Annotated in this window: 11 protein-coding genes and 1 pseudogene; 3 read left to right on the top strand and 9 right to left on the bottom strand. The window is 73.6% G+C overall.

Features of this window, described 5'->3' with window-relative positions; all coding sequences use genetic code 11:
• Window positions 1-150 precede the first annotated feature (150 nt).
• From ACSMXW_RS15565 to ACSMXW_RS15600, 8 genes are all read right to left on the bottom strand, one after another.
• Window positions 151-750, bottom strand: a complete 600-nt coding sequence (locus ACSMXW_RS15565) for a TetR/AcrR family transcriptional regulator (protein WP_485807016.1) — start codon at window positions 748-750, stop codon at window positions 151-153.
• A 51-nt stretch (window positions 751-801) separates the two neighbouring features.
• Window positions 802-1,539 (bottom strand): enoyl-CoA hydratase family protein, encoded by a 738-nt coding sequence (locus ACSMXW_RS15570; RefSeq protein ID WP_485807018.1) that lies wholly within the window; start codon window positions 1,537-1,539, stop codon window positions 802-804.
• A gap of 530 nt (window positions 1,540-2,069) precedes the next feature.
• Window positions 2,070-3,236, bottom strand: coding sequence for an acyl-CoA dehydrogenase family protein (locus ACSMXW_RS15575; protein WP_485807020.1), 1,167 nt, complete (start codon window positions 3,234-3,236; stop codon window positions 2,070-2,072).
• Complete coding sequence (locus tag ACSMXW_RS15580) at window positions 3,233-3,550, bottom strand: hypothetical protein (RefSeq protein WP_485807022.1); 318 nt, start codon at window positions 3,548-3,550, stop codon at window positions 3,233-3,235. The genes ACSMXW_RS15575 and ACSMXW_RS15580 overlap by 4 nt, the downstream gene beginning before the upstream one ends.
• Entirely contained in the window at window positions 3,547-5,838 is a 2,292-nt protein-coding gene (locus tag ACSMXW_RS15585) for an acetyl/propionyl/methylcrotonyl-CoA carboxylase subunit alpha (RefSeq protein WP_485807024.1), read from the bottom strand. Before ACSMXW_RS15585 ends, ACSMXW_RS15580 begins: the two co-directional genes overlap by 4 nt.
• Window positions 5,839-5,847: 9 nt before the next feature.
• A complete protein-coding gene (locus ACSMXW_RS15590; protein ID WP_485807026.1) occupies window positions 5,848-7,452 on the bottom strand; it encodes an acyl-CoA carboxylase subunit beta in 1,605 nt (534 codons plus the stop codon).
• Window positions 7,449-9,506 carry an acyclic terpene utilization AtuA family protein gene (locus ACSMXW_RS15595; RefSeq protein ID WP_485808063.1) on the bottom strand — a complete coding sequence of 686 codons (2,058 nt, stop codon included), beginning with the start codon at window positions 9,504-9,506 and terminating at the stop codon, window positions 7,449-7,451. Before ACSMXW_RS15595 ends, ACSMXW_RS15590 begins: the two co-directional genes overlap by 4 nt.
• 261 nt (window positions 9,507-9,767) lie before the next feature.
• Window positions 9,768-11,567, bottom strand: coding sequence for a SpoIIE family protein phosphatase (locus tag ACSMXW_RS15600; protein ID WP_485807028.1), 1,800 nt, complete (start codon window positions 11,565-11,567; stop codon window positions 9,768-9,770).
• A gap of 160 nt (window positions 11,568-11,727) precedes the next feature.
• Here ACSMXW_RS15600 and ACSMXW_RS15605 point away from each other — a divergent pair, with 160 nt between their 5' ends.
• On the top strand, window positions 11,728-16,401 hold the full coding sequence (locus ACSMXW_RS15605) for a HAMP domain-containing protein (protein WP_485807030.1): 4,674 nt from the start codon (window positions 11,728-11,730) through the stop codon (window positions 16,399-16,401).
• The gene (locus tag ACSMXW_RS15610) at window positions 16,398-17,078 is read left to right on the top strand and encodes a response regulator (protein WP_485807031.1); all 681 of its coding nucleotides are present in this window, start codon (window positions 16,398-16,400) and stop codon (window positions 17,076-17,078) included. Before ACSMXW_RS15605 ends, ACSMXW_RS15610 begins: the two co-directional genes overlap by 4 nt.
• Before the next feature lie 105 nt (window positions 17,079-17,183).
• On the opposite strand, the pseudogene ACSMXW_RS15615 reads toward ACSMXW_RS15610, so the two are convergent.
• Window positions 17,184-17,486, bottom strand: a pseudogene (locus ACSMXW_RS15615) (ATP-binding protein); the annotation flags it as partial.
• Between the two features lie 146 nt (window positions 17,487-17,632).
• On the opposite strand from ACSMXW_RS15615, the gene ACSMXW_RS15620 reads away from it, so the two are divergent.
• Window positions 17,633-18,181 carry a GntR family transcriptional regulator gene (locus ACSMXW_RS15620; protein ID WP_485807033.1) on the top strand — a complete coding sequence of 183 codons (549 nt, stop codon included), beginning with the start codon at window positions 17,633-17,635 and terminating at the stop codon, window positions 18,179-18,181.
• Window positions 18,182-18,183: the final 2 nt, after the last annotated feature.

An 18,183-nucleotide genomic window follows, 5' to 3' on the forward strand; every position in this document is an offset into this window, starting at 1 on the left:
GTGGCCGGGCGCGCAGTTCCCCGCGCCCCCAGGAACCCCGGGATGCCCCGACACCAACCGCACCCACCAAGGGGCGCGGGGAACCGCGCGAGCGACCACCCACCCGCCGGTGGCCCGGAAGCGACCGGAACTGCCCCCTTGGGACGGTGGTCAGGGGAGGGTGGTGTCGAGGAGGGTGGACCACTGGTCGACGACGCGTTGTCTGCGGCGGGTGTCGTCCGTGAGGAGGGTGGCCAGGCCCAGGCCGCGGGCCATGTCCAGCAGGCCCTGGACGGTCTCCCTGGCGCCCGGCACGGACTCGTCGACCCCGAGCAGCTCCACGGCGATGCGGTGCGTCTCACGGCCCACCCTGGCCTCCAGCTCGGTCACCCGCACCCGCAGCAGGTCCTCGTGGGCCGCGGCCACCCACAGTTGGAGCGCCGCCTTGAACAGCGGCCCGGTGAAGAGGTCGACGAGCGCGGCGACGACCGCCCGGCGGTCGTGCGTGCCGTCCGGGAAGAGGGCCCGCAGCGCCCTGGAGCGCTGCTCGGCGACGTACTCGACGGCCGCCGTGAACAGGTCCTCGCGGGTCGGGAAGTGGTGCTGGGCCGCGCCCCGTGAGACGCCGGCGCGCTCGGCGACCACGGCGACGGTGGAGCCCGCCCAGCCGTGCGCGGCGAGACAGGTCACGGCGGCCTCCAGCAGCCGCTGCCGGGTCAGGCGGCTGCGGTCCTGCTTCGGCGTCCGGTCGGCCGCGGTCACCGCCCCCACGCCGTCACCGTTCCCACGCGGTCGTCCCACGCCGTCGCCGTCCCCATGCCGTCACCGTACCCATGCGGGGTCGCGGCGTTCGAGGAAGGCGGTCATTCCCTCCCGGGCCTCCGCGGAGGTGAAGAGCTGGGCGGCGAGCGCCGTCACGGCCTCGCTGCCGGTGTCGAGGGCATCGAGGACCCTGGCGTTGAGCAGCCGCTTGGTGGCGCGCAGCGCCCTCGGGGCGGCCTTGCGCATCCCGTCGAGGACGGGGACGAGCGCGGCGTCCACGCTCAGCGCGGCCGACGTCACCAGGCCGATGCGGGCCGCCTCGTGGGCGTCGAAGGTCTCGCCCGTCAGGAAGTAGCGGCTCGCCGCCCGCGGGTCGAGGCGGGGCAGCAGCGGCAGGCTGATGACCGCGGGGGACACCCCGAGGCGCACCTCGGTGAACGCGAAGGTGGCCTCCGGGCCCGCCACGGCGATGTCGCACGCGCCGATCAGACCGAGCCCTCCCGCGCGCGCGTGCCCGTTGATCCGGGCGACCACGGGCGTGGACAGCTCCAGGAGCATCCGCAGCAGCGCGAGGAACGCCCCGGGCGCCGGCGGGTTCCTGAGGTCGGCGCCCGCGCTGAACGTCGATCCGGAGTGGGTGAGCACGATCGCGCGCACGTCCTCGTCGCCGTCGGCCTTCTCCAGGGCCTGGGTCAGGGCGCTCACCAGGGGCCCGGACAGGGCGTTGCGCCGGCGGTGGTCGTCGAGGGTGAGGACGGCGACGCCGCGCTCGTGCGCCGTCGTGAGGGGCTCGGTCACCGGCGGCTCCCAGGGTCGTGTCGGGCGGTGGCCCCGCGCGATGGTGCACGCCGGGGCCGGCGGTGTGCTCCGCGGGGCGGGACACGTACACGGCAGGCTCTTCGGTTCCCCGCGGAGGATCTTTCCGGACGCTGCCCGGAGTACCGCCCCGGTGAACCCCGCCCGCCTGATCCTCCGGTACGGCGCGGCGCGCGGCCCCCGAGGCCGGCACGTCGTCCGCCGTGGGCGCCGCTTCCCCGGCGGGCGCCGCAGGCGCCATGGGGATTGAGTTCCCGCCGTCCTCGGGGACGCCGACCACGGCGGCGTCGCGCCACCCCAAGTTGGCCGAGAAGCACCGCCTCCAGCCCCGGGGGCGCCGCCACCTCCAGTTCCCCGGGTGCCGCCCGGTGGTCCTCGTGCTCGATCAGCTCCCCGGCGTCGTGGGGCGGTTCGGGGACCGGGACGTCCGCGTGTTCGAGTACCGGGACGTCCGCGTGGTGGCCGGGGTGGACCACGGCGGCTCCTTCCGGCAGGCCTACCGACCAGCGTGCTCAGTAGGACTTGGGCAGGCCAAGGCTCTGATGCGACACATAGTTGAGGATCATCTCCCGGCTGACCGGCGCGATCCTGGCCACCCGGGCCGCGGTGACCAGGGAGGCGAGGCCGAACTCGCTGGTGAGGCCGTTGCCGCCGAGGGTGTGCACGGCCTGGTCGACGGCGCGTACGCAGGCCTCGCCCGCCGCGTACTTGGCCATGTTCGCGGCCTCGCCCGCACCGGTGTCGTCGCCCGCGTCGTACAGGCGGGCGGCCTTCTGCATCATCAGGCGGGCCAGCTCCAGGTCGATGTGGGCCTGCGCCAGCGGATGGGCGATGGCCTGGTGGGCGCCGATGGGGGCCTGCCAGACGGTGCGCTCCTTGGCGTACGCCACCGCGCGGTCCAGCGCGTACCGGCCCATGCCGATCGCGAAGGCGGCGGTCATGATGCGCTCGGGGTTGAGCCCGGCGAAGAGCTGGAGCAGGCCGGCGTCCTCGTCGCCGACGAGCGCGTCCGCGGGCAGCCGGACGTCGTCGAGGACCAGCTCGAACTGCTTCTCCGCGGCGTGCAGTTCCATGTCGATCCGGCGCCGCCCGAACCCGTCGGCGTCCCGCGGGACGATGAACAGGCACGGCTTGAGACGGCCGGTGCGGGCGTCCTCGGTGCGGCCGACGATCAGGGTGGCGTCGGCGGCGTCGACACCGGAGACGAACACCTTGCGGCCGGTCAGCAGCCAGTCGCCGGTGGCCCGGTCGCGGCGGGCCGTGGTGGTGATGCGGTGCGAGTTGGAGCCTGCGTCGGGCTCGGTGATACCGAAGGCCATGGTGCGGCTGCCGTCGGCGAACGCCGGCAGCCAGGCCCGCTTCTGGGCCTCGGTGCCGAAGCGGGCGATGACGGTGCCGCAGATGGCGGGCGACACCACCATCATCAGCAGGGGGCAGCCCGCGGCGCCCAGCTCCTCCAGCACCAGGGACAGCTCCTCGATGCCGCCGCCCCCGCCGCCGTACTCCTCGGGGAGGTTGACGCCGAGGTAGCCGAGCTTCGCCGCCTCCCGCCACAGCTCGTCCGGGTGGCCGCCGGCGCGGACCACGGAGGTCAGGTAGGCGCGGCCGTAGCGCTTGCCGAGCGCGGCGACGGCGGCGCGCAGGTCCTGGTGCTCGGCGCTTTCGTGGGCGGTGCTCATCGGGGCTTCTCCTCCGCGTTCGTCGGGGACTTCTCCTCCGTGCTCCTGACGGGCCCGTCCGCCGGGTTCCTCCGGAGCCCGTCCGCCGCGCTCGACCGGAACCCGTCCGCCGCGCTCACCAGCGGCCCGTCCCCCGCACTCGTACGGAGTCCCTCCCCCGCGCTCGTCCGGAACCCGTCCGCCGCGCTCACCAGCGGCCCGTCCCCCGCACTCGTACGGAGTCCCTCCCCCGCGCTCGTCCGGAGCCCGTCCGCCGCGCTCACCAGCGGCCCGTCCCCCGCACTCGCCACGGGCCCGTCGTCCGCCCTGCTCACGGCGGCACGTCCGTGCCCGTCCGGATCCCGTCCTCCGTCGGCCTCGGCGGCCCGTCCGCCGTGACCACGGCGAGCAGGGTGCCGGACTCGACCTGACGGCCGGGGGCGGCGTGCAGGGCGGTGAGGGTGCCGGTGGCGGGGGCGGTGACGGTGTGCTCCATCTTCATGGCCTCCAGCCACAGCAGGGGCGCTCCCGCGCTCACCCGCGCCCCTTCCGCGACGCCCTCGGCGAGCCGGACGACGGTCCCCGGCATCGGGGCGAGCAGCGAGCCCGGCGGGCGCTCCGGGGCGGCCGGCGGCGGCAGGCGGGGCAGGGCGGTGAGGGCGGTGTCGCCGACCCACACCCGTTCGCCGCGCACCGTGACGTCGAACGTGCGCCGGATGCCGCCCACTTCGAGCACGACCTGGCCGGGGGCGGCGCGCAGGACGCGGATGTCCCGGAGGGCCGGCGCGGGGCCGTCCTGGGCGGCGGGGGCGGACGGGCCGGCGCCCGGGGCGTTCGGTGCGGGCTCAGGGGCCGTCGCGGCGGCCCCCGGGCCGTTCCACAGGACGTCGTCGACGACGATCCCCCCGCGGGTGTGCCGGTAGCGCACCTCGTACTCGGTGCCGTCGGGCTCGCCCCGGTACCGCCTGACCTGCGGCTGCGAGGGAACGTTGCGGAACCCGCCGAAGCGCGAGCGGCCCTGCGCGGTGGCCACGGCCGCGGCCACCGGCGCGGACGGGTCGGGGGCGGGCGCCGTGAGCTCGGACAGGTGCCGCTCGTAGAAGCCGGTGTCCATGCGGCCCGCGGCGAACTCCGGGTGCCGCAGGGACCGCACCAGCAGCTCCCTGTTGGTGACGAGGCCCTGCACGCGCGCGTGCTCAAGCGCCCCGGCGAGCCTGCGCACCGCCTCCGCGCGCGTGGGCGCCCATGCGACGGCCTTGGCGAGCAACGGGTCGTAGTGCACGCCGACGCGGTCGCCGTCCTGGTACCCGGCATCGAGCCGCAGCCCCGCGCCGTACGGTACCGGGCTCCCCTGGGCGAACGACCCGACCGTGCTCCCCGGGACGAGGGCCCCGGCACCCACGGCGAACGACCCGACCGCGCTCCCCGGGGCGAACGATCCGGGCACCGCGCCCTGGGCGGCCGTGCCGGAAACGGCTCCCTGGGTGGCGGTTCCGGAACCGGCTCCCTCCGTGGCCGTGCCGGGAACGGCCCCCTGGGTGGCTGTTCCCGGCACGGCGCCCGGGACGTGCAGCCGGTGCAGGACGCCGGTGGACGGGGCCCAGTCGCGGGCCGGGTCCTCGGCGTGGAGGCGGGCCTCCACCGCATGGCCGTGCGCGGCGGGCGGACGTGCGTCGAGGGGCTGTCCCTCGGCGATCCGGATCTGCCAGGCGACCAGGTCGATCCCGAACACGGCCTCGGTGACGGGGTGTTCCACCTGGAGGCGGGTGTTCATCTCCAGGAAGTGCACGCGCGCGTCGGCGGCGTCGGCGCGGGCACCGTCGACCAGGAACTCGACGGTGCCCGCGCCGACGTACCCGGTGGCGCGGGCGACCCGCTCCGCGGCCTCGGTGAGGCGTGCCACGAGGCCCGGGGCGAGGCCGGGCGCCGGGGCCTCCTCGATCACCTTCTGGTGGCGGCGCTGAAGGGAGCAGTCGCGGGTGCCGAGAGTCCATACGGTGCCGTGCGCGTCGGCGAGAATCTGCACCTCCACATGCCGGCCGCCCTCGATGTACGGCTCGACGAAGACCTCGCCGTCCCCGAAGGCGCTCGCCGCCTCGGCGCGCGCGGCGGCCAGCTCGGCGTCCAGCGACGCGAGGTCCCGCACCACCCGCATGCCGCGCCCGCCGCCGCCCGCCGCGGCCTTCACCAGCACGGGCAGGTCGTCCTGGGTCAGCGCGCCGGGGTCGGTCACGGCCGCGACGCCCATCAGCCTCTTGGCGTGCGTCTTTGACGCCATCGCCTCGATCGCCGCGGGCGGCGGGCCCACCCACACCAGGCCCGCGTCGAGGACGGCACGCGCGAAGGAGGCGTTCTCGGAGAGGAAGCCGTACCCGGGGTGCACGGCGTCCGCGCCGGCCGCGAGCGCGGCCTTCACGACGAGGTCGCCGCGCAGGTACGTGTCCGCGGGCGCGTCACCCGGCAGGCGTACGGCGGCGTCGGCCACGCGCGCGTGGAGCGCGGTCGAGTCCGCGTCCGCGTACACCGCGACGGTGGCGATGCCGAGGTCGCGGCAGGTGCGCACGATGCGGCAGGCGATCTCACCGCGGTTGGCGACGAGCAGGGAGGTGATCACCGCTGACATACCGTCCGTTCACATCCGGAAGACACCGAAACCACCGCGGACGCCCTCGAACGGCGCCGTGTGGATGGCGGAGAGGCAGAGGCCGAGCACGGTGCGGGTGTCCCGCGGGTCGATCACCCCGTCGTCGTACAGCCGCCCCGACAGGAACATCGGCAGCGACTCCGCCTCGATCTGCCGCTCCACCATCGCCCGCAGCGCCGCGTCGGCCTCCTCGTCGTACGGCTTGCCCCTGGCCGCCGCGGACTGCCGGGCGACGATCGACAGCACGCCGGCGAGCTGCTGGGGACCCATCACGGCCGATCTGGCGCTCGGCCAGGCGAAGAGGAACCGCGGGTCGTACGCCCGGCCGCACATGCCGTAGTGCCCGGCGCCGTAGGAGGCGCCCATGAGCACGGACAGGTGCGGCACCCGGGAGTTGGAGACGGCGTTGATCATCATGGCGCCGTGCTTGATGATGCCGCCCTGCTCGTAGTCGCTGCCCACCATGTAGCCGGTGGTGTTGTGCAGGAACAGCAGCGGGATGTCCCGCTGGTTGGCCAGTTGGATGAACTGGGCCGCCTTCTGCGACTCCGCGCTGAACAGCACGCCCCGGGCGTTCGCGAGGATGCCGACCGGGTAGCCGTGCAGCCGTGCCCAGCCGGTGGCGAGGCTGGTCCCGTAGAGCGGTTTGAACTCGTCGAAGTCGGAGCCGTCGACGATCCGGGCGATCACCTCACGCGGGTCGAAGGGGACCTTGAGGTCGCCCGGGACGACGCCCAGGAGCTCGTCGGCGTCATAGGCGGGCGGTTCCACCGCGTACGGCGGCGGATCCGGGTACGCCTTGCGGTGGCCCAGGCGGGCGACGACCCGGCGCGCCTGGCGCAGCGCGTCGTGCTCGTCGACGGCGAAGTGGTCGGCGAGACCCGACACGCGCGCGTGCATCTCGGCGCCGCCCAGGGACTCGTCGTCGCTCTCCTCACCGGTCGCCATCCTGACCAGCGGCGGTCCGCCGAGGAACACCTTGGAGCGCTCCTTGACCATGATCACGTGGTCGGACATGCCGGGCACGTAGGCGCCGCCCGCCGTGGAGTTGCCGAAGACCACCGCCAGGGTGGGGACGCCGGCGGCGGACAGCCGGGTGAGGTCGCGGAAGAGCGCGCCCCCGGGGATGAAGATCTCCTTCTGGGACGGCAGGTCGGCGCCGCCGGACTCGACCAGGCTGATGCAGGGCAGCCGGTTGGCGAGCGCGATCTCGCCTGCGCGCAGGGCCTTCTTCAGCGTCCAGGGGTTGCTGGCCCCGCCGCGCACGGTGGGGTCGTTGGCGGTGATCAGGCACTCGACGCCCGCGACGACGCCGATGCCGGTCACCAGGGAGGCGCCCACGGTGTACTCGCTGCCCCAGGCCGCGAGCGGCGACAGCTCCAGGAAGGGCGTGTCGGGGTCGAGCAGCAGTTCCACCCGCTCCCGGGCGAGGAGTCTGCCCCGCCGCCGGTGCCTGGCGACGTACTTCTCGCCGCCGCCCGCGAGGGCCTTGGCGTGCTCGGCCGCCAGCTCGGCGAGCTTGTCGAGCATGGCCGCGCGGTGCGCCGCGTAGGCGGGCGCGGTGGTGTCCAGGGCGGACGCGAGCAGGGTCACAGCGGCTCCTCGGAGCGGTGCGGGGGGTTCCGGGGCGCGGCGGTGTTCCGGGGCCCGGCCGTCTCACGCGGCGCGCGGACGACGGACGAGGCGCCCGCCGCGCCCTCCACCGCGCCGCCCGCCGCGCCCTCCCCCGCGCCGCCCGCCACGCCCTCCGCCGTGGCCCCCACGGCGTCCAGCAGCTCTTCCGGGACGTCCACGTGCCGGGCCCGCAGCCACTCGCCGAGGGCCTTGGCCTGCGGGTCGAAGCGGTGCCGGGCGGCGACGCCCTCGCCGAGCAGGCCCTCGACGACGAAGTTCAGGGCCCGCAGGTTCGGCAGCACATGGCGGGTGACGGGCAGCTCCGCGCACTCCGGCAGCAGGGTGCGCAGCCGGTCGGTGGTCAGCGTGCGCAGCAGCCAGTCCCAGACGGCGTCCGTACGGCCCTCGTCGGCGCCCTGCCGCGCCCAGACGCCGATGTTCGCGTCCCCGCCCTTGTCACCGCTGCGGGCGCCCGCGAGGAGCCCCAGCGGGACACGCCGGGCACGGGTACGGGCCGGCTCGCCCGCCCCGTCGCCGCCCTCCCGGGATGCGTCGCCGCCCTCCCGGGGTCCGTCGCCGCCCTCCCGGGATGCGTCGCCGCCCTCCCGAGGTCCGTCGCCGCCCTCCCGAGGTCCGTCGCCGCCCTCCCGGGATGCGTCGCCGTCCTCCCGAGGTCCGTCGCCGCCCTCCCCAGGTCCGTCGCCGCCCCGGAAGGCCTCCGGGCCCAGGCTGGCGGTCCGCGCGGGTGCCGGTATCCGCTCCCGCCGCCCGTCCGGGAGGACGGCCACGTGCTCGACGTCGCCCTGCGCGACGTACGCCGTCTCGAACACCCCGTAGGGCGTGCCCTTTCCGGGCGGTGCGGTCACGTGGAAGCCGGGGTAGGAGGCGAGGGCCAGCTCGACCGCGGCGGCGCCCAGGGCGCGTCCGACCGCCTCCTCGTCGCGGTCGCGCGCGATCAGCCGCAGCAGGGCGCTGGCGGTCTCCTCGGTGTCCGCGTCCAGGCGGTCGGTGCGGGCCAGCTCCCAGCGCAGCTCGGCGGGGCGCCGCTTGCCGAGGGCGTCCTCCATCTGGTCGCGCACGAGGGCGGCCTTGGCGTCGATGTCGAGTCCGGTCAGCACGAAGACGACCTCGCCGCGGAAGCCGCCGAGCCGGTTCAGGCCGACCTTCAGGGCGGGTGGCGGCGGTTCGCCCCGGACACCGTCGATCCTGACCCGGTCGGGGCCCTCCTGGGTGAGCCGGACGGTGTCGAGGCGGGCGGTCACGTCGGGGCCCGGGTACCGGGCTCCTGACGTCTCGTAGAGGAGCTGCGCGGTGACGGTGCCGGTGTCGACGAAGCCGCCCGTGCCGTCGTGTTTGGTGATGACGCAGGAGCCGTCCTCGTGGATCTCGGCGAGCGGGAAGCCGGGCCGGTGCACGGCGCCCGGGCCGTGCTCCGCGAAGAAGGCGTAGTTGCCGCCGGTCGCCTGGGTGCCGCACTCCAGGACGTGCCCGGCGACCACGGCGCCCGCCAGCCGGTCGTACTCCTCCGGCCACCACCCGAAGTGCGCCGTGGCGGGCCCGGTGACCAAGGCGGCGTCGGTGACGCGTCCGGTGACCACGATGTCGGCGCCGGCGCGCAGGCAGGCGGCGATGCCGCGCCCGCCGAGGTAGGCGTGGGCGGTGACGACGCCCTCGCCCCAGGTCCCGCGGCCTGTCAGGTCGTCGCCGGTGACGTGGCCGACGCGTACGGGTATGCCGAGGCGGTCGGCGAGGTGCCGGATCCGGGCGGCGAGCGCGGCCGGGTTGACGCCGCCCGCGTTGGTCACGATCCGCACGCCCCGCTCGTGCGCGAGGCCCAGGCACTGCTCGAGCTGGCGCAGGAACGTCTTCGCGTACCCCTGTGCGGGGTCCCGCATCCGGTCCCGGCCCAGGATGAGCATCGTCAACTCGGCGAGGTAGTCGCCGGTGAGGACGTCCACCTCGCCGCCGAGCATCTCCGCCGGCGCGTCGAACCGGTCGCCGTAGAACCCGGAGAAGTTCCCCACCCGCAGCATCCGGCTCACAGAGCACCCCCGAACCCCCGGCACGGCGCGGGCTGACTGATCCGGAGGTCGGACACGCCACAACTCCCTCACGACAGCGCCGCGTTGGCGACAGGACGGCGGTCCCGTCCCTCGGAGGGCGGCGGTGTGGGGCGAGCATGGCACGGCGCCAGGAGCAAAACAAGCACACGTGCTTGAATATGGCCCCCGCACGCACACGAAGCCGCCGCCCCGCCACGACCGCCGGCCGTCACCCCCGAGAAGGCATCCCCCTCACCGCCGCGCCGTGGCGTGCAGCACCACCACCGCCAGGTCGTCCTCGACCGGTTCTGCCCCGAAGTCGTGCGTCGCCTGGCGGACACGCTCGGCCACCGCCATGGCCCCCATGCCCGCGCAGCCGGCGAGGATGCGGGCGAGCCCCTCACCGTCGTCGAGCTGCCGTTGCCCGTCACGGCGCTCGGTGACGCCGTCGGTCACGCACAGCAGCGTCTCGCCGGGTTCGAGGCGGAAGGACTCCGCGGTGAAGTCGCTGTCCTCGTCGATGCCGAGCAGCATCTGGGAGTGGGCCACGGCCGTCACCCGCCCGTCGGCGGTCATCCGCAGCGGGAGCGGGTGTCCGGCGCTGGCCAGGGTGCACTGCGCACCCCCCACGTGCGGATCGGGGGTCAGCTCCCCGTACACCATGCTCAGGAACCGCGGCCGGGCCCCCTCGCCCGCGACGCTCACCGCCTCCGCGGCGTCCTCCGCCATCACCGCGTTCAGCCAGCCGAGCACCGACTCGACGCCGTGCCCCTCGCGCGCCAGCAGCCGCACCATGTGGCGGGTGAGACCGGTGACGGACATCGCCTCGACGTCCTTGCCCTGCACATCGCCGAGCAGGAAGCACCACCGGCCGTCGCCGGTCGGGAACAGGTCGTAGAAGTCGCCGCCGACCGTCAGGCCGCTGGCGTGCGGCTCGTAGACGATCGCCGACTCCACCCCGGGCAGGCTGCCCAGCGACGAGGGGAGCTGCCTGCGCTGGAGGGCGCTGCTGATGCTGGTCTGGTGGGCGTACCGGCGGGCCGTGTCCAGCGCCTGGGCCACCCTGCGCGTCACGTCCTCCACGGTGCGTGCCGCCGAGTCGGTGATCTCCCCGGGCGCGGCCCGGCCGATCAGCAGCGCGCCCCGGCACACCCCGCCGGACACCATGGAGAAGGCCAGCGCGGACCCGCCGCGCTCGCCGCCCGCGGCCTCGGGCCAGGGCCAGGCCAGGCCGGCGCTCCACGGCTCGCAGGGCGGCGGGTCGTGCTCCAGGTCGCGCCGGAGCGGGGCGATCCTGCGCTCGTCCGCGTGCCAGACGCTGGCGAGCCGCAGGCGGCCGGTCTCGGGCGCGATCCACACCGCGCACCAGTCCGCGAGCCTCGGCACCATGAGCTGGGCGGCCAGAGCGGCCACCATGTCCTCGTCGAGTTGGCCGGAGAGGAGCTCGCTGGCCTCCGCCAGGAACGTGCCGCCGCGTGCGGTGGGTCCCGCGGCGCCGTGATACTCGACCCGGGCGGACGGAAACGCCACCTCGGTGGCCTCCAGCTGCCGGTACAGCGCCCTGTTGAGCGGGCCGACGGGCACCGGGGGCTCGTCGGGCGCGGAGATCTCCAGGCGGCACCAGACGGCCTTCTCCGTGCGCCGGTAGGTCACCCCCCACGACTCCGCGAGCGCGCCGACGATCTGGAGCCCGAGCCCCCGCCCGCCGCCGACCGGCACGGAGCCCCCGGGCACCGTGCCCGACGGCTGCCGGTCCACCACCTCGATCCTGGCGCCCGTCAGCGCCCCGTCCGGGCCCGGTGCCGTCTCGACCTGGCAGATCACGTCCATCGTGGTCCCGGCGTGGATCAGCGCGTTCGTGGTCAGCTCGCCGGCGAGCAGGGCCGCGTCGTCGGCGAGGCGCTCGGCGGGACGGCCCAGCGAGGACGTCGACAGGGCCCGCTCGGTGATGACGGCCCGGACGAAGTCACGGGCCCGGGAGGGGGCCACCTGGCTCGCAGGCAGCCCCGTTCTCGGCCTGGCGCCACGCCCGCCGGAGGAGAGGGCCTGCACAGGACAAACTCCTGACTCGAACGAATGACCTAGAAACCACTATAGTGACATAAATAACCCTTTCTCATATGGAGTGCCTGATTTCGCCCGCCAGGCAGGTCGCGCACACCGCATGCGAATCCCAGGCATCAAAAAGCCGAACCGACAGGAAACGGACAGTATGGAGGACCGGAACGCACAGACGGTGCGGACGGACGACCTGCGACCACTCCTGGGCGCGCTCAGGTCGCTGTGCGACGGGGACTTCTCCGTTCGGGTGGCGGAGGACGGCGACGGCCTGCTCGGCGAGATGGCCGGCACGCTCAACCGCGTCGCCGCCCGCAACGAACACCTGGCCTCGGAGGTGCGCCGGGTGCGCGGAGTGGTGCGCATGGAGGGCGCGCTCGACGAGCGGATCGCGGAGAGCCCGGGCCCGGGTGCCTGGGCGCAGGCCGTCAGGGACACGAACGACCTGGTGGAGGCCCTGGCCCAACCGATGATGAACGCCACGCGCGTGCTGGAGGCGGTGTCGGAGGGTGACCTCACCCAGCACATGGACAAGCGCGTGGGCACCCGGCAGCTCCGCGGCGATCTGCGCTGCCTGGCCGTGGCCCTGAACACCGTGGTGGACCACCTGTCCTCCTTCACCGGCGAGGTGATGCGGGTCGCGCACGAGGTCGGCACGGAGGGGCGGCTCGGCGGGCGCGCCAGCGTGCGGGGGCTCTCCGGCTCGTGGCGGAGCGTGACGGAGGCCGTCAACTCCATGGCGAGCCGGCTGACCGCCCAGGTCCGGGACATCGCGGCGGTGACGACGGCGGTGGCGAGCGGCGACCTGACCCGCAAGGTCACCGTGGAGACCGCGGGCGAGCTGCTGGAGCTGAAGCTCACGGTGAACACGATGGTGGACCAGCTCTCGGCGTTCGCCGACGAGGTCACACGGGTGGCCCGCGAGGTCGGCACCGACGGCATCCTCGGTGGTCAGGCGCAGGTGCGGGACGTCTCCGGGGTGTGGCGGGACCTGACCAACAACGTCAACTTCATGGCGTCCAACCTCACCTCCCAGGTCCGCAACATCGACCAGGTGACGACCGCGGTGGTGCGCGGCGACCTCAGCCAGAAGATCACGGTGGACGCGAAGGGCGAGATACGCCAGCTGATGAGCACCGTGAACACGATGGTGGACCAGCTCTCGGCGTTCGCCGACGAGGTCACACGGGTGGCCCGCGAGGTCGGCACCGAGGGCAACCTCGGCGGCCAGGCCCATGTCCGGGACGTCTCCGGGGTGTGGCGGGACCTGACCAACAACGTCAACTTCATGGCGTCCAACCTCACCAGCCAGGTCCGCAACATCGCCCAGGTCGCCACCGCCGTCGCCAACGGCGACCTCTCCAAGAAGATCGACGTCGACGCACGCGGCGAGATACTCGGACTCAAGACCACCCTCAACACCATGGTCGACCAGCTCTCGGCGTTCGCGGACGAGGTCACACGGGTGGCCCGCGAGGTCGGCACCGAGGGCAACCTCGGCGGCCAGGCGCAGGTACGGGACGCCTCCGGCGTCTGGAAGGACCTCACCGACAACGTCAACTTCATGGCGTCCAACCTCACCAGCCAGGTCCGCAACATCGCCCAGGTGACCACGGCCGTCGCCAACGGCGACCTCTCCAAGAAGATCGACGTCGACGCACGCGGCGAGATACTCGAACTCAAGACGACCGTGAACAGCATGGTGCAGCAGCTCCGGGACTTCGCGGACGAGGTGACGCGGGTGTCCCGGGAGGTCGGCACGGAGGGCAACCTCGGCGGCCGGGCCCAGGTGCGCGGGGCGTCGGGGGTGTGGAAGGACCTCACCGACAACGTCAACTTCATGGCGTCCAACCTCACCAGCCAGGTCCGCAACATCGCCCAGGTCGCCACCGCCGTCGCCAACGGCGACCTCTCCAAGAAGATCGACGTCGACGCACGCGGCGAGATACTCGAACTCAAGACCACCCTCAACACCATGGTCGACACGCTGTCCGCCTTCTCCTCGGAGGTCACCCGGGTGGCCCGCGAGGTCGGCAGCGAGGGGCAGCTCGGCGGCCAGGCCCGCGTCGAGGGCGTGTCCGGCAACTGGAAGCGGCTGACGACCGGCGTCAACGAGCTGGCGCTGAACCTCACCACGCAGGTCCGCGCGATCGGCGAGGTCGCCAGCGCGGTGGCCAAGGGCGACATGTCCCGCTCCATCACGGTGGAGGCCCAGGGCGAGGTCGCCGACCTCAAGGACAACGTCAACCGCATGGTGTCCAACCTCCGGGAGACCACCCGGACGAAGGACTGGCTGGAGTCCAACCTGACCCGTGTCGCGGGCCTGATGCAGGGCCACCGGGACCTGGTGGAGGTGGCCGACCTGATCCTGCGCGAGCTGGCCCCGCTGGTGAACGCGCACTCCGAGCTGTTCTTCCTGGTCGACTCCGCGGCCCAGCCCCGCGAGGGCCTGGAGCTCATCGCCGACTACGGCATGGGCGGGCGCGGCCGGGAGGACCTCCCGACGGAGTCGCCGCTGCGCGGCCTGGTGGCCCAGGCCCTGCGGGAGAAGAAGCGCATCCTCATCGAGGACGCCCCGCCGGACTACGTCACCGTGCAGTCCGGTCTCGGCGCGTCGCCCGCGTCGAGCATCCTCATCCTGCCGATCCTCTTCGAGGACCGGCTGCTGGGCGTCATCGAACTGGCGTCGTTCAGCCCGTTCAACGAGATCCAGCTCACCTTCGTCGACCAGTTCGCGCACACGATCGGCGTCTCGTTCAACACCATCCTCGCCAACGCCCGCACGGAGGCGCTCCTGTCGGAGTCCCAGCGCCTCACCTCCGAGCTGCGCAAGCGCTCCGACGAGTTGCAGCGCTCCAACGCCGAGCTGGAGGAGAAGGCCGCCCTGCTCGCCACCTCCTCGCAGTACAAGTCGGAGTTCCTGGCCAACATGTCGCACGAGCTGCGCACGCCGCTCAACTCGCTGCTGATCCTGGCCCGGCTGCTCGCCGACAACCCGGACGGCAACCTGTCGGAACAGGAGGTCGACTTCGCCGGCACCATCCACCGTTCCGGATCCGACCTGTTGCAGCTCATCAACGACATCCTGGACCTGTCGAAGGTCGAGGCGGGCCGGATGGACGTGCGCCCCAAGAACGTGCCGTTGACGAAACTGCTCGACTACGTGCACGCCACCTTCCGGCCGCTCACGATCGAACGCGGCCTCGGCTTCGACATCGCCGTCGGCGAGAACGTGCCGCGCGAACTGTACTCGGACGAGCAGCGCATCCAGCAGGTGCTGCGCAACCTGCTGTCCAACGCGGTGAAGTTCACCAACTCCGGAGGCATCGAGCTGCGGGTCGAGCGGGTGTCGCCGGCCGCGTTCGACGAGGTCACGCTGCGCGACGCGGAGACCGTCATCGCCTTCTCCGTGAAGGACACCGGCATCGGCATCCCGCCGGAGAAGCTGGCGGTGGTGTTCGAGGCGTTCCAGCAGTCGGAGGGCACCACCAACCGCAAGTACGGCGGCACCGGTCTCGGCCTCTCCATCAGCAGGGAGATCGCCGGTCTGCTGGGCGGCCGGATCACCGCCGAGAGCGAGGAGGGCGTCGGCTCGCGCTTCACCCTCTACGTGCCGGCCCGGTTGCCCACCAGGGCCCTCGCCGCCGCCTCGGGGAGCGCGACGCCGGGGCTCGGCGGTCCCGGGCCGCAGGTGGAGCGGGTGCCCGGGGCGGGGGGCGCCACGAGTGCGGGGCTCGCGGGCGCGACGGCGGCCGGCGGCGCTCCGGGAGCCGGGGCGGCGGTCGGTCCTGACGGCAGCCGCGGGCGCCGGGCTCCCGGCACGGGCACGGGCCGCGGCCCGGGGACCGGGGTGCCCGCGGGTCCGGGCCCCGGCACCGGCACCCGCCCGGAGAGGGCCGACGATGTGCTCGCCTCCGCGGGGACGCCCCCGGTGCTGCCGGAGCAGGAACGGGACAGGGAGGAGCGGGTGGCCGGACCCGCCCGGGCGCCCGAGGGGGCCCCGGAGGAGGCTGCGACCGCGGCCGGCACGGCACCCGGGACGGCGGCGCCCGAGACGGAGCCCCCGTTCCGCAGCCCGGGCGAGCGGGGCCGCGACCGCGACGACGCGTGGCCGGAGACGACCCGCCTGAAGCAGTGGCTCAGCGGACGCCCCGGCCGCATCCTGACCGGCCGGCACATCCTCATCGTCGACGACGACATCCGCAATGTCTTCGCCCTCACGCACATGCTGGGCCGCGTCGGCATCTCCGTGAAGTACGCCGAGAACGGCAGGGAGGGCTTCGAGGTGCTGGACCGCTCCCCCGAGATCTCCCTCGTCCTGATGGACATCATGATGCCGGAGATCGACGGCTACGAGGCGATCCGCACCATCCGTGCCACGCCCCGCCTCGCCGGCCTGCCGATCATCGCGCTCACCGCGAAGGCGATGTCCGGCGACCGCGAGAAGGCGATCGAGGCGGGCGCGGACGGGTACGTGCCGAAGCCGGTGAACGTCGACGAGCTTCTGTCGGCCATCTACGAGCAGTTGAACGCCCGTGACGGGCAGGGGCCGGATGCGGGGCCCGACGCGGGGCCCGACGCGGGCGGGCCGGAACCCGGGCCCGCACCCGGGACACGGGGAGCCCCGCGAGCCCCGGAAGCCGGGGAGACGGCGGCCGGGGAGACCCGGGAAGCCGGGGAAGCCCCCGAAACCCCCCGTCCCTCCGGTCCCTCCGGGACCTCCGCGCCCACGGAGGACGGGGCACCCGAGGAAGGGGCCCCCGAGAAGGGAACCCCCGAAGAGGGGGAGCAGTCAGACGAATCACCGCCACGAGGACAGTCCTCATGACCACACCAGCATCGGCACCCCCCGTCGCGCCCAGCCCCGAGAGGTCCAGCATCCTCATCGTCGACGACATGGAGGAGAACCTCGTCGCGCTGGCCGCGGTGCTCGGCCCGCTCGGCCAGCGGGTGGTGTTCGCCCACTCCGGCGAGGAGGCCCTGAAGGCGATGCTGCGGCAGCAGTTCGCCGTCGTGCTGCTCGACATCCTGATGCCGGGCATGGACGGCTTCGAGACGGCGGGGAACATCAAGCGGCTCGACCAGACCAAGGACGTGCCGATCATCCTGCTCACCGGCACCGACGTCGACCCCGACTACGCCTACCGCGGCTACGCCGTGGGCGCCGCGGACTTCCTGGCCAAGCCGATCGACCCGTGGGTGCTGCGCACGAAGGTCAGCGTGTTCCTTGAGCTGCACCGCAAGAACCGCCAGCTCGCCGTGCAGACCGAACAACTGCGCCGGCTGCTGATCACCGACCAGGGCGAGGGCACCGGATACCCGGAACGCCTCACCGAGATCATCTGGCGGCTCATGCAGATCGAGACGCTCCTCCGCGACGGAGAGGGCCCGACGGCGACGGCACTGGCCGACCGCATCGGCGAGCTGGAGGCCGTGGTCCACGACCTCCAGCAGACGGCCCCCGGCCCGACGCCGACCCCCGGCGGGGGCCCTACGCGCTCCTAGCCGGCCACGGCACGGTCCACCGCCTCGTCCGCGACCAAAACCGCACCAGACGGTCTTGCCGACCGAATGGGGGGTCACGCCGAAGTCGTCGGCGAGGGCGGACACAAGGCGGAGACCCCACCCGCCGTCCCGCCCCTCCCCGGGCCGGCACACCTCCGGATGCCCTCCACCGCTGTCACGCACCCCGACCCGGAGGATCCCGCTCCCGGCCACGAGGCGCAGACAGAACTCCCGCCCCGGCGGCGCACCGTGCACCACGGCATTGGTCGCGAGCTCGGACACGCACAGAGAAACGTCCTCATAGCGCTCGGCGAGATCCCATCGGACGAGGGTCTCGACGGCGAACGAACGCGCTGCTGGCACCGAACGGCGCTCACGAGGGAAGCGTCGCTGCCGGGAAAGACGCACGGAACATCACCACCTTGGTCGCGAACGGACAATCAGAACCGTATTTCCTTTCGCGAAAAGCAGCAAGCTTCCCTGACGTCTGTCATTCGAAGTGATTCACTTAATGTGTAAGGCGGTAAGGTCACACCCGCAGGGAGGACATCGTCATGAGCCAGGCCACGACGTGGGTCGGCAGCTCGCTGCCCTACCTCGCGCCGCGCGCGACGGACGGGCGGCCCGACCCGTGGAGTGCCGAGGCCGCGGCGCGCGGAGGCAAGGGCGGTCAGCGGATCGTCGAGGCGGGCGAGGTCCCGGCCGACGCGGAAGTGGCGGGGCTGCTGGGCGTACGGGAAGGCGAGCCGGTGGTCGTGCGCCGCCGCATCATGGAACTCGACGGCGAGCCCTGCGAGTTGACGGACACCTACTACCCGGTCGGCATCGCCCGTGGCACGCCGCTCAGCCGGACCGGAAAGATCCGCGGCGGCGCGGTCGCCCTGCTCGCCGAGCTGGGGCACGTCGGCGTCCTCGTCCGTGAGGACGTGACGGCCCGGATGCCCGACACCGGGGAACGGGACCTGCTCCACCTGGGCCCCGGTGAACCGGTGCTGCGGCTGACCAGGAGCACGCTCGACGCGGACGGCCGCTCCATCCAGGCGGACAGGATGACCATGCCGGCCAGCCGGCAACGCCTCCGCTACGAGATCCGGATCGGGTGACC

The organism is Streptomyces sp. DSM 116793 (assembly GCF_057320905.1).